Below are 12,976 nucleotides of genomic sequence, written 5' to 3'. Positions count from 1 at the left end.
CGGCAGGACCCTCTCTCACAACTTCTTCGCGCTGTCGGCCTTCTCGCCCTTCAAGCCGGCAACCGGCTTTGCCCCCTGGCTGGGATAGAAGGTGTAGGACAGCGTGATATTCTTGATGTTCCTGGTTTCCTCGCTCTTGACGATCTCGGGATCGACGAAGAACACCACGGGCATGTCGAGCGTCTGGCCCGGCTGCAGCGTGGTTTCGGTGAAGCAGAAGCACTGCACCTTGTTGAAATAGACGGCGGCTTCCATCGGCGTGACATTGAACACGGCCGTGCCCGTGGTGGGCGTCGCGGAACGGTTGGTCGCCTTGTAGCTGATCTGGATCGTTTCGCCGATCTTCGGCTCCACCATCCTGTCCACCGGCTTGAAGTCCCAGTTCAGGCCGCTGGAGGTGTTGGCATCGAAGCTCACGCGGATCGTGCGGTCCAGCACCGTCTCCGAATACTGTTCGACGCGCTGCGTGGTGCCGTTATAGCCGGTGACCTGACAGAACAGCCGGTAGAGCGGCACGGATGCGAAGGCAGCCCCCACCATGCCGCAGACGAAGACGACGCAGCTTGCCAGGATCACGCCATTGCTGACCTTCCCCTTGGCCGCCCCGTTTGCCGTGTCCTGCTGCTGATTGGCCATCCCGTTCTCCTCCCCGTCCCGTTCAGCCCATTCCGCCCAGCTTGATGATGGTGACCACGTAGAAGAGGGCCACCAGTGCTGCAAGCACGACGCCGAGCGCCACATTGCGCCCGCGCCGCGATTTCTTCTGCGCCTCCGTCGGCTTGATAGTCTCGATCACAGCATCCCTCCGAAGCGGCCGACGAGCAGTTCGGCGTAATGGCTGGCAATCAGCGCGGAGAAGATGGCGAAGAGATAGAGCACCGAATAGGCGAACATGCGCTTGGCGGCGATCATCTTCTGGTCGCCATCCGGCATGCGCCAGACGGCGATGGAACAGACGATGAAGACGGCGCCAAGGGCTGCGGCAAACAGGCCATAGCCCCAGCCGACAAGCCCGGTCATGGCGGGTACGACGGCGACGGCAGCGGTCAGCACGGCATAGGCGACGATCTGGTGCTTGGTAGCCCGCTCGCCGGCGACATTCGGCATCATCGGAATGCCGACGGAGCCGTAATCGCGCATCTTGAAGAGGGCAAGCGCCCAGAAATGCGCAGGCGTCCACAGGAAGATGATGAGAAACAGCACGACGCTGTCGAGAGACACGCCGCCCGTCACGCAGGCCCAGCCGATCATCGGCGGAAATGCGCCGGATGCCCCGCCGATCACGATGTTCTGCGGCGTCGAACGCTTCAGCCACATCGTATAGACGACGGCATAGAAGAAGATGGTGAAGGCGAGCAGCCCGGCCGCGAACCAGTTGACCACCAGGCCGAGGATCGCCACGGAAAAGGTCGAGAGCGTCAGGCCGAAGGCCAGCGCCTCTTCCGGCCGGATGCGGCCGGCAGGAATGGGACGACGGGCCGTGCGCGTCATCACCGCATCGATATCGGCATCGTACCACATGTTGAGCGCGCCGGAGGCCCCTGCCCCCACCGCGATGCAGAGAATGGCAATGGCCCCGATCACCGGATTGATGCTGCCGGGCGCCAGAAGCAGCCCGGCAAAGGCGGTGAACACCACCAGCGACATCACGCGCGGCTTCAGAAGCTCGAAGAAATCGCGCGCCCCGGCTTCGGAGAGACGAACCTGCTCCTCTGCCCGGAGATCTGCGTGATTGTCGATGGTGACCATGGTCATTCCTGCTGTTTGTCGTCGTTCAGCGGCGCGGGCTGCAACACCCGCGCCGGACTTCGTTTACTTGATGCGGGGAAGCTGCTCCCACTGGTGGAAGGGCGGCGGCGAGGACAGCTGCCATTCCAGCGTGGTCGCACCTTCGCCCCACGGATTGTCGCCGGCGACGCGCTTCTTGGCGAAGGCTTCCCAGACGGAGAAGAGGAAGATCAGCACACCGACGAAGGAGATGTAGGAACCGATCGAGGAGACGTAGTTCCAGCCGACGAAGGCATCCGGATAGTCGATGTAGCGGCGCGGCATGCCGGCAAGACCGAGGAAGTGCTGCGGGAAGAACACCAGGTTCACGCCCACGAACATCACCCAGAAATGCAGGTTGCCGAGCTTTTCGGAATACATGTAGCCGGTCATCTTCGGGAACCAGTAGTACCAGGCCGCGAAGATGGCAAAAACGGCGCCGAGCGACAGAACGTAGTGGAAATGGGCCACAACGTAATAGGTGTCGTGCAGCGAGCGGTCGAGGCCGGCATTGGCGAGCTGGACGCCGGTGACGCCGCCGACGGTGAACAGGAAGATGAAGCCGATCGCCCAGATCATCGGCGTGCGGAAGGAGAGCGAGCCGCCCCACATCGTCGCGATCCAGGAAAAGATCTTCACGCCCGTCGGAACGGCGATCACCATGGTGGCGAACACGAAGTAGCGCTGCGCATCAAGCGACAGGCCGACCGTGTACATGTGATGCGCCCAGACGATGAAGCCGACGGCACCGATTGCCACCATCGCATAGGCCATGCCGAGATAGCCGAAGACCGGCTTCTTCGAGAAGGTCGAGATGATGTGGCTGATGATGCCGAAACCCGGCAGGATCAGGATGTAGACTTCCGGATGACCGAAGAACCAGAACAGGTGCTGGTAGAGGATCGGGTCACCGCCGCCTTCCGGTGCGAAGAAGGTGGTGCCGAAATTGCGGTCCGTCAGCAGCATGGTGATGCCGCCGGCGAGAACCGGAAGCGACAGCAGAAGCAGGAAGGCGGTGACCAGCACGGCCCAGGCAAACAGCGGCATCTTGTGCAGCGTCATGCCAGGGGCGCGCATGTTGAGGATCGTCGTGATGAAGTTGATCGCGCCGAGGATCGAGGACACACCGGCGATGTGCAGGGCGAAGATCGCAAGATCGACCGCAGGGCCCGGATGGCCGGAGGTGGCAAGCGGAGGATACATCGTCCAGCCGCCGCCCACGCCATAGGCGCCTGCCGGACCTTCCACGAACATGGAGAGCAGCAGCAGGATGAAGGCCGGCACGATCAGCCAGAAGGAAATGTTGTTCAAACGCGGGAAGGCCATGTCCGGTGCCCCGATCATGATCGGGATCATCCAGTTGGCGAAGCCGCCGATCATCGCCGGCATCACCATGAAGAAGATCATGATGAGCGCATGCGCTGTGGTGAACACATTGTACATGTGCTTGCCGCCGTCGATCGCCGCATCGCCTTCGAAACCGTAGACCATGGCGGCAAGGCCGTGGAAGATCTGGATGCCGGGTTCCTGCAGTTCCATGCGCATGGCCACCGACAAGAGGCCGCCGATGATGCCCGCGAAGATCGCGAAGATCAGGTAGAGCGTGCCGATGTCCTTGTGGTTGGTCGACTTGAACCAGCGCTCGAAGAAGCTCAGCTTGTGATCGTGATGATCGTCATGTGCGTGCGCCCCGTCCGCGACGCGGGCGTGATGACCGTGATCGGTCGAATGTCCAGCCATTGTCCTCACTCCCCTTACTTGGACGCGACGGCGACGGTACGTGCCGGCGCATCGGTTGCCGCCATCAGCTTGCGATAGGCGCCGGGCAGATCGGAACCGGCCGAGGCAAGCCAGGCCTGGTACTGATCGTCGGAGACGATGCGGATGGCGATCGGCATGAAGGCATGGTCCTTGCCGCAGAGTTCGGAGCACTGGCCATAATAGAGGCCTTCCTTCTCGGCGCGGAACCAGGTCTCGTTCAGGCGGCCCGGCACGGCATCGATCTTGATGCCGAAGGCGGGCATGGCGAAGGCGTGGATCACGTCGGTGGGAGCGGCCGTCACCAGCATGCGCACGGTCTTGTTGACCGGCAGCACCAGCTCGTTGTCCACCGCGAGCAGGCGCGGATAGCGCGCCTTGTCGACCTTGCCGGCCTTTTCGCGATCCTTGTCCGGCAGCAGGTAGCTGTCGAAGCCGACCGGATTTTCCATGCCCTGATACTCATAGCTCCACAACCACTGGGTAGCGGTGGCCTTCACCGTCACGTCGGGCTTTTCCGGCATGGTGAGCTGGGCGTTCAGGAGGTTGAAGGAGGGAATGGCGAGGAACAGCAGCACGAGCACCGGGCCGAGCGTCCACACCACCTCGATCGTGGTGTTGTGGCTGGTGCGCGAAGGCACCGGGTTGGCGCTGGCGCGATAGCGCACGACGACCCAGACCAGAAGCGCCAGCACCAGCAGCGTGATGGGCACGATGAACCAGAGTGTATAATGCGAGAACCACTTGATCTCATGCATGATCGGCGTTACCGGCTGCTGCAGGTCCAGCTGCCACGGTACAGGCTGGTCCGCTCCCGCCCCCGAAGCGAAGAGCAGACAGATCGTCGCAGCAAAGGCTGCTAAGGCTCTGTTCATCACGATTTCTCTCCCCAAGCGTTTGATCTGGATCAGATCGCCACGCATATTCCCAAGCTATAGCCTATTGGTTCAATCACAGTTTGCCAACTGCCGCAATATGCGCCAGAGGGTTCATCCCCGTTGGTCCGTGCGGCATTTTTGCGCGTTGTCAATTCAGGCCGCCGGAATGCACGGGAAGGATGGTTCATGGCGGTTGCCGCAAGCTTGCCGCGGGCTCCGTATTTTCGCCGCACTCGGCTGAAAAGACGTCAGGGCTTTTCATTATCCGGACCGGCGACAAGAATAGCACGACTGATTCGAAAGACAGAGGTATTCATGCGTTCTCCCTTCCTGCGTGCCGCCACGCTGGCAGCCCTCGTTCCGGGGCTCCTGCTTGCCCACGTGGCCCTGGCACAAACGCCGCCTGCGGGAGACAAGCAGCCTCGTGCGCAGACCGCCCAGCCGCAGCCGCTCTCTCCGCAGCAGCAGGGCAATGTGCGCGGCAATCATGGCGCGTGGTCCATCCTCTGCGACAAGCCCGCCGGCTCCTCGGTGGAGCAGTGCGCCCTGATGCAGAACGTGGTGGCCGACGACCGGCCGGAAGTGGGCCTCTCCGTCGTCATCCTGAAGACTGCCGACCGCAAGGCGCGCATCCTGCGCATCCTCGCCCCGCTTGGCGTGCTTTTGACGGACGGCATGGAGCTTTACGTCGATGGCAAGAACATTGGCCGCGCCGGCTTCACCCGCTGCTTTTCCGAGGGCTGCTATGTGGAAGTCGGCATCGATGACGAGCTGATGCGCATCCTGCGCGCCGGCAAGGGCGCCGTCTTCGCGCTGCGCGAATCGGCCGACCAGGACCGCATCGGCATCCCGATCGAACTCAGCGGCTTCGGCGAAGGCTACGACGCGCTTCCCTGATCCGGCGCAGCGGCCGCGCCGGTCCTGCGGGGTTGCGTCCCGCCGCCGGCAGTCCTACATCGGACAACACGGCCGGGCGAAGCATCCGGCACCAAGGAGCTGCCGATGACCACCGACCTGATCTCCCTCTTCGATTGCGACGAGACGCGCCTGCGCCGGATCCTTGCCGACGCGCTTACTGGCGCGGATGACGGAGAGCTGTTCATCGAACATGCGCAGGCCGAATCGCTCTCCTTCGACAATGGCCGCCTGAAAGGCGGCTCCTTCAACACCGACCAGGGTTTTGGCCTGCGCGCCGTGGCCGGCGAAGCGGTGGGTTATGCGCATGCGGGCGAACTGTCCGCCGCCGCCCTGTCGCGCGCGGCCGATGCGGTCGGCGCCGTCACCCGCGGCTATTCCGGCTCCTATGGCGCAGCGCCCCAGCGCACCAACAAGAAGCTCTATGGCGACGAGAACCCGATCGGCCAGCCCTCCTTCGAACAGAAGGTGGCGCTTTTGACCGAGATCGACGCCTATCTGCGCGCCAAGGATCCGAAGGTGCGGCAGGTGACGGCAACCGTTGCCGCCAGCTGGCAGGTGGTGGATATCCTGCGCGCCGATGGTCACCGCGTGCAGGACGTGCGGCCGATGACGCGCATCAGCATTTCGGTGGTGGCCGGCGACGGCGACCGGCAGGAAAGCGGCTCCTTCGGCACCGGCGGCCGCATCGGTTTCGGCGATTTCGTCACCGGCGGAAACTGGCAGGCGGGCGCCGACGAGGCGCTGCGGCAGGCGCTGGTCAATCTGGAGGCCATCGAGGCGCCGGCCGGCACCATGGATGTGGTGCTCGGCAACGGCTGGCCGGGCGTGATGCTGCACGAGGCCGTCGGCCACGGGCTGGAAGGCGATTTCAACCGGAAGAGGACATCCGCGTTTGCCGGTCTGCTCGGCGAAATGGTGGCAGCCCCCGGCGTCACCGTGGTCGATGACGGCACGATCGACAACCGCCGCGGCTCGATCACCATCGATGACGAGGGCACGCCGTCCGCCTACAATGTGCTGATCGAGAACGGAAAGCTTGTGGGCTACATGCAGGACCGGCAGAACGCCCGCCTGATGGGCATGACGCCGACCGGCAACGGCCGCCGCCAGGGCTATGCCCACCAGCCGATGCCGCGCATGACCAATACCTATATGCTCTCGGGCGACAAGACGCCGGAGGAAATCATCGCCTCCGTGAAGAAGGGCATCTATGCCGTCTCCTTCGGCGGCGGGCAGGTGGACATCACTTCCGGCAAGTTCGTGTTCGGCTGCACGGAAGCCTATCTGATCGAAAACGGCCGGATCGGCGCGCCCATCAAGGGCGCCATGCTGATCGGCAACGGCCCGGATGCGATGAAGCGCGTCTCGATGGTCGGCAACGATTCCAAGCTCGATACCGGCATCGGCAATTGCGGCAAGGCCGGCCAATGGGTGCCGGTGGGCGTCGGCCAGCCGCATCTGCGGATGGACCAGATCACCGTCGGCGGCACCAAGGCCTGACGGAGCGCCATGGCGACGCGGGTTAGGATCATCGATTACGACCCCGCCTGGCCGCTGGCATTCGAACGGGCAGGCGGGGAACTGCAACGGCTTCTGTCCCTGCCGGCCTCGGCAATCGAGCATGTCGGCAGCACGGCCGTGCCCGGCCTTGCCGCCAAGCCGCTGATCGACATCGATGTGACGGTGGCGGATCCGGGCACCATTCCGGATCTTGCGACACGCCTGGAAAACGCCGGATACCAGCCGCGCGGATCGCGCCACGGCGACGGTGTCTTCGCCTTCCTGATGCCGGGTGATCCCGGCCGGCGGGTCTATCTCTGTCCGCCCGACAGCCAGACCCATCGCGAGCGCGTCACCTTCCGCGATGCCCTGCGGGCCAATCCGCATCTCGCCTTTGCCTATCGCGTCCTGAAGCAGGAGCTGGCCGGCCTTTATGCAGAGGACGGCGACCGCTACACCGCCGCCAAGGGCGACTTCATCCGCGACGCCATAGCCGGGACAACCGCCTCCGAAAACGCGCTGGTTCCGGAACTCGCGGTGACGGACTTTCGGCGCAGCCGCGCCTTCTACGTGGATCTCATCGGTTTTCAGGTTCTCTACGAGCGCCCGGACGAGAGCTTTTCCTTTCTGACGCTCGGAAACGCCCAGCTGATGATCGACCAGATCGGCACCGGCCGCACCTTCGATGACGCGACACCGCTCACGCCCCCGCTCGGCCGCGGCCTCAACCTGCAACTTCGCGTGCCGGACCTTTCGGCCCTCGTCAAACGTCTGGAACGCGCCGGCCATCCGCTCGTCCTTCCGGTCGAGGACACATGGTATCGCCGCGACGACCACGAGGTCGGCAACCGCCAGTGCCTCGTCGCCGATCCCGACGGCTACCTCCTGCGGCCCTTCGAGGATCTTGGCCGTCGCCTTCGCACCGGAGACGCACCGGACGGCTTGCGGTAAGGAAAAATTCCATTACCTTAAAGCCAAAAGGAGATGTGCCATGGCCTCTTTGACCGTGACCGCCAAGGGGCAGATCACCCTCAGGCGGGAGCTTCTGAACCATCTGGGTGTCCGGCCGGGGGAACAGATCGAACTCGACAGGCTTCCGGGCGGAGAACTGCGTCTGAAGGCCGTGCGGCCGACCGGCAGCATCGGAGGCTTTATCGGGCGCCATGCCGGCAAGGCGGCAAGACCCCTGTCGATCGAGGAGATGAACCGGATAGCCGCCGCCGGCTGGGCTGGCGAGGAATGAAGATTGCCGTCGACACGAACATTCTGGTGCGCGCCGTGCTGCAGGACGATGCGGTGCAAGGTGCTGCCGCGGCTCGTCTGTTGCAGGAGGCCTCGCTGATTGCGATCTCGTCATCCTGTCTCTGCGAATTTGTCTGGGTGCTGTTGCGCGGCGCGAGACTTTCCCGGCAGGAGGTTGCGCGCTCCCTTCGCGACCTGCTGGAGGCCGGCAATGTCGCGATGGATCGCCCGGCCGTGGAGGCCGGACTGGCGGTTCTGGAAGCGGGCGGCGATTTCGCAGACGGCGTCATCGCCCATGAGGGACAGTGGCTCGGCGGTGAGACCTTCGTGTCGTTTGATCAGAAGGCTGTCGAAGTGCTAGAGGCACAGGGCCGCCTGGCACGCCTTGCTTCCTGACCCGCTTGCAGTGCTGTGCCGATAAGCGCATCCGCGCGAGAACGGGCACCGGCATGGTAGCCGGAGCAGAACGTGAACAGTGAAACCGGGCGTTCCAGGCAACCCCCTTTGCCGCAGACGCCTTCGATACAGGACCGATATGCCGATACTTCCCCGCCTGCCGCAGGCCGTCATCTTCGATATGGATGGCCTGTTGCTCGATACCGAAATCCTCTATCGCCGCTCGATCATTTCCGCCGCCACGGAGAAAGGCCTGCCGATCGGTCCCTCGATCTATGAGGGCATGCTGGGCAGGCCCTGGGTCAGCATCGCCGATCTTTTGCGGGAGCATTACGGCGAAGCGTTCGATGCCGATGGCTTCCGGGCGGTGTGGCTTGCGCATTTCGACCGGCTGCTGGAAACCGACCTGCGGCTGAAGCCGGGGGTGACGCAGATGCTGGATCTGCTCGATACCCTCTCCATTCCGTGCGCCGTCTGCACCTCCTCGGCCCATTTCCAGGTCAAGCATCACCTCGGCGAACTCGGCATTCTCGGGCGCTTCGACCATGTGGTGGCGCATGGCGATTATGCCCGCGGCAAGCCGGCGCCCGATCCCTATCTGACGGCCGCGGCACGGCTCGGCGTCGCGCCGGCGCTTTGTCTGGCGCTGGAGGATTCCTACAACGGCATCCGCAGCGCCGCCACCGCCGGCACCATGGCGGTGATGGTGCCCGACATGCTGCAGCCGACAGCGGAAATCCGGGCGCTCTGCGCGGCCGTGGCCGACAGTCTTGACCATTGCCGCGCCTTCTTCGATCGTCATCCGGCCGTCGTCACGCCGGCCTGAACAGCCATTTGCGCTCCACCGCCGCGGCAAGATCGAGACCGTTGGCATGGGCAAGCAGCAGGATGTGGCCGAGCACATCGGCGGCCTCGTCGGCAAGGTCCCGCTGCATGTCCTCAACACTGCGGCCCTTGGGCCGGCCGCGCCCGCTGAGCCGGTTCCAGGCCTGGGTCAGTTCCCCCACCTCCTCATGCAGCTTCAGCACGAACCAGTCGGGATCGCGCGTCAGGCCATGGGCCTCGGCATAGCGGCGGGAGGCCGCGTCAAAAGCCTTCATCAGGTCATCCAGCATTTCGTTCTCCATTTGTTTTCGTCAGATGAACCCGATTCGGCAGAAAGGTCCACACCTGCCGGAACAGCATGGAGACGCGACATCGTGGCGTGAGCCGGCTTGACAGGCCGTGGGGAGCCCTCCAGACAAGCGCTTTATCAGCCGGTTCCACGTTAATGTCCGTCACCGATCTCCTTGCCGCCCAGGCGCAGACCTTTCTGGCGCTGCATCCGCCCGCCCAGATCCTCGTGCTGGTCGCAGCCGCGCTCATCGGAGGGCTGGCGCGCGGCTTTTCCGGCTTCGGCGGCGCGCTGATCTTCGTGCCGCTGGCAGGGGCCGTGGCCGGCCCGCAGGTGGCCTCGCCGCTGCTGCTGGTGATCGATTTCATCATGACGCTCGGCCTGTTGCCGGATGCCTGGCGGCGCGCCAACCGGCGCGAGGTGGGCACCATGCTGATCGGGGCGCTTGCCGGCGTACCCGCCGGAACGGCGCTTCTGGCGTTTGCGCCGCAGCTTGGCCTGCGCTGGGGCATTTCGCTGATCGTGTTCGCGCTTCTTGCCTTCCTCATCTCCGGCTGGCGCTATCGAGGGCAACCGAAACCGGCGCTCAGCATCGCGACGGGTGTCATGGCGGGCCTGTTCGGGGGCGTTGCGCAACTCTCCGGCCCGCCGGTGGTCGCCTACTGGCTCGGCGGCGCCATCGACCGCCTGACAGTCCGGGCCAATCTGGTGGTCTATTTCGCGCTCTCCTCCGTGATATCGGGCACCTCCTATGTCGCGGCCGGCCTGTTGCGGCTGGATACGCTCATGCTTGCCGCCGTGGTCGGCCCCGGCTACGGGCTCGGCATCGCCATCGGCGCGCGCCTGTTCGGACTGGCGAGCGAAACCACCTTCCGCCGCATCTGCTACACGCTGATCGCCAGTGCGGGCATCGTCAGCCTGCCGGCGCTGGACGGGCTGCTGCACTGACGGCCCGGCAGGCCCGGCTTCTGCCCCTTCATTTTTCAGGAAGACTTAAGTCTGCACGCGATAAGGTCCGGCATGAGCCATGCCCGGCGGGCTCTCCCGACACGAAGGCAGGCAGGATCAGTGCGGAAAGCGGCGCAGGCATGAGGAACAGCATTGATGCGCTCTGGCGCCGCCGCCTCCGCCGCGGGCTGATCGTCTGCGGGCTGGAAGCATCTGCCCTGCTGGCGCGTGCCGGCATCGGGAAGCGCTTCGGCGGAGCGGGCGCCATCTTCGCCCTCCATCACGTCCGCCCCGTTGAGCAGCGACCAAGCGCACCCAACCGGCATCTCGAGATCACGCCTGATTTCCTGGAGTCGGTGATATGCCGGCTGGCGCAAGAGGGATATGACGTCATCCGGCTGGAGGACGTGCCGCAGCGGCTCACCACGCCGCAGTCCCGTCCGTTTGCCTGCTTCACGCTGGACGATGGCTACCGCGACAACCGCGACCATGCGCTGCCGGTGTTCGAACGGCATGGCGTGCCCTTCACGCTGTTCGTCACGCGCGGTTTTGCGGAACGCACCCACAGTATCTGGTGGGAAACGCTGGCGGACCTGCTGAACGCAAGGACCAGGCTGCGCGCAGATCTCGGCCGCGGCGAAGAAGACATCAACCTTTCCACCGCCAAGGCGAGGCTGGATGCCTTCGACCGGTTTGCCCGCCGGCTGCGGCAGGGCGACGAAACCGAGACGGTGGCATGGCTGGATGGGCTGGCAAGCCGGCACGGGATCGATCCGCTGGAGATCACCCGGCGCCTGACGCTCGATGGCGGCGAGCTCGCTGAACTGGCGCGCCATCCGCTGGTCACGCTCGGCGCCCACACCCTCAGCCACCGCGCACTCGGACGTCTGGCCGAGGACGAGTCGCGGGCGGAAATGCAGGGGTCGGCAGACTGGCTGGCAGCGCTGACCGGCCGGCGTCCGGCAACGCTTGCCTATCCCTATGGTTCTGCCGCCACCCTCTCGGCACGCGAACCGGATCTTGCCCGGACGGCCGGCTTCACGGCTGCAGTGACCACACAGCCCGGCGTGGTGACGCGCGCACATGCGGCGCAGCTGACCGCCCTGCCCCGAATTTCACTGAACGGCTATTATCAGAGGCCGCGCTACGTGACGGCGCTTGCGGCGGGCATTCCCTTCCGGCTGACGGGGCAGCGGGCACCCTGAGGATGCCCGTGCCGTGATCGCTCAGGGATACATGCGCACCTTCGACCAGTCGCCATCCGGCGCCGGCCGGCGGAATTCGACGCGGTCGTGCAGGCGAAAGGGCCGGTCGTGCCAGAACTCGATGGAGGTCGGCTCGATGCGGAAACCGGACCAGTGCGCGGGCCGCGGGATCTCGCCGATCGCATGGCGTGCGGTGTATTCAGCCACCGCCTTTTCCAGCGCAAAGCGGCTTTCCAGAGGTCGCGACTGCTTCGACGCCCATGCCCCGATGCGGCTGCCGCGCGGGCGCGATGCATAATAGGCATCCGCTTCCTCGTCGGAAACGACGCTCACCGGTCCGCGCAGACGCACCTGCCGGCGCAGCGATTTCCAGTGGAAGCACATGGCCGCCTTCTGCTGGCCAAGGATCTCGCGACCCTTCTGGCTTTCGAAATTCGTATAGAAAACAAAGCCCCGCGCATCAAAACCCTTCAGGAGCACCATGCGCACATTGGGCAGGCCCTGCTCATCGACGCTCGCCAGTGCCACCGCATTCGGATCATTGATTTCGGAACCTTCCGCGTCCTTCAGCCATTGTGCGAACAGGGCGAAGGGCTCGCTTTCCTCGGTAAAGTCACCGCTTGTTAACCCATCTTCAGACATATTGACTAAAATGCTCCCGATCTGGTCAAATCGACTCGTGAACCGTTTCCGAACTGGACGCAAGGTGGAAGTGACAGCAAAGACAAACAACCGCACCCGGACACCGCTGTCGCTTATGCTTCAAACAGCCCTTGTCGTCCTCCTCGCCGGCTCCGTTTCCGGATGCACGAGCGGTGCCTTCGACCTGTTCGACACCTCGCCCAAGGTGGACCGCAGCCTTTCCACATCGACCATCCCGAAGCGGTCGGAAGAAGCGGTATCCGACGAGGTGACCGTGCGCAATGCCGTAACCTCTGCCGACCTGTCGAAGATGGGAGCCAATCCGCTTCCCTGGGCCAACACCGCCACCGGCAGCGCCGGCGTCGTCTCGAAGATCCGCGAGGCACGGGTGGCCGGCCAGCTGTGCCGCGGTTTCGTGACCACCCGCCATTCCTACGAAGGCATTGCCAAGTTCACCGGGCAGGCCTGCATGGCCGACAGCGGTGACTGGCTGCTGACCTCCTTCGAACGCCAGTAACGGTGCCCCTGTCGCAAGGACGGCGCAGCCCGCGGTTTCTTTGGCGGCCACTTTGTCATGCGCCTGATCGGCGCAATGCAGGCCGACGTGT

The 12,976-nt window shown here is 64.5% G+C and carries 16 protein-coding genes and 1 pseudogene; 10 read left to right on the top strand and 7 right to left on the bottom strand.

The genetic code is table 11. The features are described from left to right. Positions 1 to 15: 15 nt before the first annotated feature. From FNA46_RS09555 to coxB, 5 genes are all read right to left on the bottom strand, one after another. Positions 16 to 636, bottom strand: coding sequence for a cytochrome c oxidase assembly protein (locus tag FNA46_RS09555; RefSeq protein WP_143124956.1), 621 nt, complete (start codon positions 634 to 636; stop codon positions 16 to 18). Between the two features lie 22 nt (positions 637 to 658). Further along, on the bottom strand, positions 659 to 796 hold the full coding sequence (locus FNA46_RS09550; RefSeq protein WP_185969792.1) for a hypothetical protein: 138 nt from the start codon (positions 794 to 796) through the stop codon (positions 659 to 661). Beyond that, the gene (locus tag FNA46_RS09545; protein ID WP_143124955.1) at positions 793 to 1,749 is read right to left on the bottom strand and encodes a heme o synthase; all 957 of its coding nucleotides are present in this window, start codon (positions 1,747 to 1,749) and stop codon (positions 793 to 795) included. The genes FNA46_RS09550 and FNA46_RS09545 overlap by 4 nt, the downstream gene beginning before the upstream one ends. A gap of 63 nt (positions 1,750 to 1,812) precedes the next feature. After that, on the bottom strand, positions 1,813 to 3,507 hold the full coding sequence (ctaD, locus tag FNA46_RS09540; RefSeq protein ID WP_143124954.1) for a cytochrome c oxidase subunit I: 1,695 nt from the start codon (positions 3,505 to 3,507) through the stop codon (positions 1,813 to 1,815). A 14-nt stretch (positions 3,508 to 3,521) separates the two neighbouring features. Further along, positions 3,522 to 4,400, bottom strand: a complete 879-nt coding sequence (gene coxB / locus FNA46_RS09535; RefSeq protein ID WP_143124953.1) for a cytochrome c oxidase subunit II — start codon at positions 4,398 to 4,400, stop codon at positions 3,522 to 3,524. Positions 4,401 to 4,718: 318 nt separating this feature from the next. Between coxB and FNA46_RS09530 the strand changes: the two genes are divergently transcribed. The 7 genes and pseudogenes from FNA46_RS09530 (at position 4,719) to FNA46_RS09505 (ending at position 9,285) form a co-directional block, all read left to right on the top strand. Then, positions 4,719 to 5,300, top strand: a complete 582-nt coding sequence (locus FNA46_RS09530) for an invasion associated locus B family protein (RefSeq protein ID WP_143124952.1) — start codon at positions 4,719 to 4,721, stop codon at positions 5,298 to 5,300. 105 nt (positions 5,301 to 5,405) lie between these two features. Then, positions 5,406 to 6,821: a metalloprotease TldD gene (tldD, locus tag FNA46_RS09525; RefSeq protein ID WP_143124951.1), complete on the top strand. Its 1,416-nt coding sequence runs from the start codon at positions 5,406 to 5,408 to the stop codon at positions 6,819 to 6,821. A gap of 9 nt (positions 6,822 to 6,830) precedes the next feature. After that, positions 6,831 to 7,298 (top strand): annotated as a pseudogene (locus FNA46_RS09520) (GrpB family protein); the annotation flags it as partial. 12 nt (positions 7,299 to 7,310) lie between these two features. Continuing rightward, positions 7,311 to 7,772 carry a bleomycin resistance protein gene (locus tag FNA46_RS25990; protein ID WP_185969789.1) on the top strand — a complete coding sequence of 154 codons (462 nt, stop codon included), beginning with the start codon at positions 7,311 to 7,313 and terminating at the stop codon, positions 7,770 to 7,772. Positions 7,773 to 7,812: 40 nt separating this feature from the next. Then, positions 7,813 to 8,064, top strand: a complete 252-nt coding sequence (locus FNA46_RS09515; RefSeq protein ID WP_143124950.1) for an AbrB/MazE/SpoVT family DNA-binding domain-containing protein — start codon at positions 7,813 to 7,815, stop codon at positions 8,062 to 8,064. Beyond that, the gene (locus FNA46_RS09510) at positions 8,061 to 8,459 is read left to right on the top strand and encodes a type II toxin-antitoxin system VapC family toxin (protein ID WP_143124949.1); all 399 of its coding nucleotides are present in this window, start codon (positions 8,061 to 8,063) and stop codon (positions 8,457 to 8,459) included. The genes FNA46_RS09515 and FNA46_RS09510 overlap by 4 nt, the downstream gene beginning before the upstream one ends. Positions 8,460 to 8,598: 139 nt before the next feature. Continuing rightward, a complete protein-coding gene (locus FNA46_RS09505; protein WP_342782386.1) occupies positions 8,599 to 9,285 on the top strand; it encodes an HAD family hydrolase in 687 nt (228 codons plus the stop codon). Here the strand turns inward: FNA46_RS09505 and FNA46_RS09500 are convergent. Then, positions 9,272 to 9,574, bottom strand: a complete 303-nt coding sequence (locus FNA46_RS09500) for a pyrophosphohydrolase domain-containing protein (protein ID WP_143124948.1) — start codon at positions 9,572 to 9,574, stop codon at positions 9,272 to 9,274. The genes FNA46_RS09505 and FNA46_RS09500 overlap by 14 nt on opposite strands. 155 nt (positions 9,575 to 9,729) lie before the next feature. Here FNA46_RS09500 and FNA46_RS09495 point away from each other — a divergent pair, with 155 nt between their 5' ends. Together FNA46_RS09495 and FNA46_RS09490 are read left to right on the top strand one after the other, a co-directional pair. Then, on the top strand, positions 9,730 to 10,521 hold the full coding sequence (locus FNA46_RS09495; RefSeq protein ID WP_143124947.1) for a sulfite exporter TauE/SafE family protein: 792 nt from the start codon (positions 9,730 to 9,732) through the stop codon (positions 10,519 to 10,521). 140 nt (positions 10,522 to 10,661) lie between these two features. Continuing rightward, positions 10,662 to 11,726 (top strand): polysaccharide deacetylase family protein, encoded by a 1,065-nt coding sequence (locus FNA46_RS09490; RefSeq protein WP_143124946.1) that lies wholly within the window; start codon positions 10,662 to 10,664, stop codon positions 11,724 to 11,726. A gap of 21 nt (positions 11,727 to 11,747) precedes the next feature. Here FNA46_RS09490 and pdxH read toward each other — a convergent pair whose 3' ends face one another. Next, the gene (gene pdxH / locus FNA46_RS09485; protein ID WP_143124945.1) at positions 11,748 to 12,368 is read right to left on the bottom strand and encodes a pyridoxamine 5'-phosphate oxidase; all 621 of its coding nucleotides are present in this window, start codon (positions 12,366 to 12,368) and stop codon (positions 11,748 to 11,750) included. 64 nt (positions 12,369 to 12,432) lie between these two features. Between pdxH and FNA46_RS09480 the strand changes: the two genes are divergently transcribed. Further along, positions 12,433 to 12,885, top strand: a complete 453-nt coding sequence (locus FNA46_RS09480; protein WP_425468698.1) for an RT0821/Lpp0805 family surface protein — start codon at positions 12,433 to 12,435, stop codon at positions 12,883 to 12,885. The last annotated feature ends 91 nt before the right edge of the window (positions 12,886 to 12,976 follow it).

This window comes from Affinirhizobium straminoryzae (genome assembly GCF_007004135.1).
GTDB classification, from domain to species: Bacteria; Pseudomonadota; Alphaproteobacteria; order Rhizobiales; family Rhizobiaceae; genus Neorhizobium; species Neorhizobium straminoryzae.
This window is presented reverse-complemented; position numbering and strand designations above follow the sequence as displayed.

What these genes read in the sequence shown, in the direction of transcription:
- FNA46_RS09490 (WP_143124946.1), top strand. Translation starts at nt 10,662, where the DNA reads ATGAGGAACAGCATTGATGCGCTCTGGCGCCGCCGCCTCCGCCGCGGG.
- FNA46_RS09510 (WP_143124949.1), top strand. Translation starts at nt 8,061, where the DNA reads ATGAAGATTGCCGTCGACACGAACATTCTGGTGCGCGCCGTGCTGCAG.
- tldD (WP_143124951.1), top strand. Translation starts at nt 5,406, where the DNA reads ATGACCACCGACCTGATCTCCCTCTTCGATTGCGACGAGACGCGCCTG.
- FNA46_RS09515 (WP_143124950.1), top strand. Translation starts at nt 7,813, where the DNA reads ATGGCCTCTTTGACCGTGACCGCCAAGGGGCAGATCACCCTCAGGCGG.
- FNA46_RS09545 (WP_143124955.1), bottom strand. Translation starts at nt 1,749, where the DNA reads ATGGTCACCATCGACAATCACGCAGATCTCCGGGCAGAGGAGCAGGTT.
- pdxH (WP_143124945.1), bottom strand. Translation starts at nt 12,368, where the DNA reads ATGTCTGAAGATGGGTTAACAAGCGGTGACTTTACCGAGGAAAGCGAG.
- FNA46_RS09555 (WP_143124956.1), bottom strand. Translation starts at nt 636, where the DNA reads ATGGCCAATCAGCAGCAGGACACGGCAAACGGGGCGGCCAAGGGGAAG.
- FNA46_RS09495 (WP_143124947.1), top strand. Translation starts at nt 9,730, where the DNA reads ATGTCCGTCACCGATCTCCTTGCCGCCCAGGCGCAGACCTTTCTGGCG.
- FNA46_RS09530 (WP_143124952.1), top strand. Translation starts at nt 4,719, where the DNA reads ATGCGTTCTCCCTTCCTGCGTGCCGCCACGCTGGCAGCCCTCGTTCCG.
- coxB (WP_143124953.1), bottom strand. Translation starts at nt 4,400, where the DNA reads ATGAACAGAGCCTTAGCAGCCTTTGCTGCGACGATCTGTCTGCTCTTC.
- FNA46_RS09500 (WP_143124948.1), bottom strand. Translation starts at nt 9,574, where the DNA reads ATGCTGGATGACCTGATGAAGGCTTTTGACGCGGCCTCCCGCCGCTAT.
- ctaD (WP_143124954.1), bottom strand. Translation starts at nt 3,507, where the DNA reads ATGGCTGGACATTCGACCGATCACGGTCATCACGCCCGCGTCGCGGAC.
- FNA46_RS09505 (WP_342782386.1), top strand. Translation starts at nt 8,599, where the DNA reads ATGCCGATACTTCCCCGCCTGCCGCAGGCCGTCATCTTCGATATGGAT.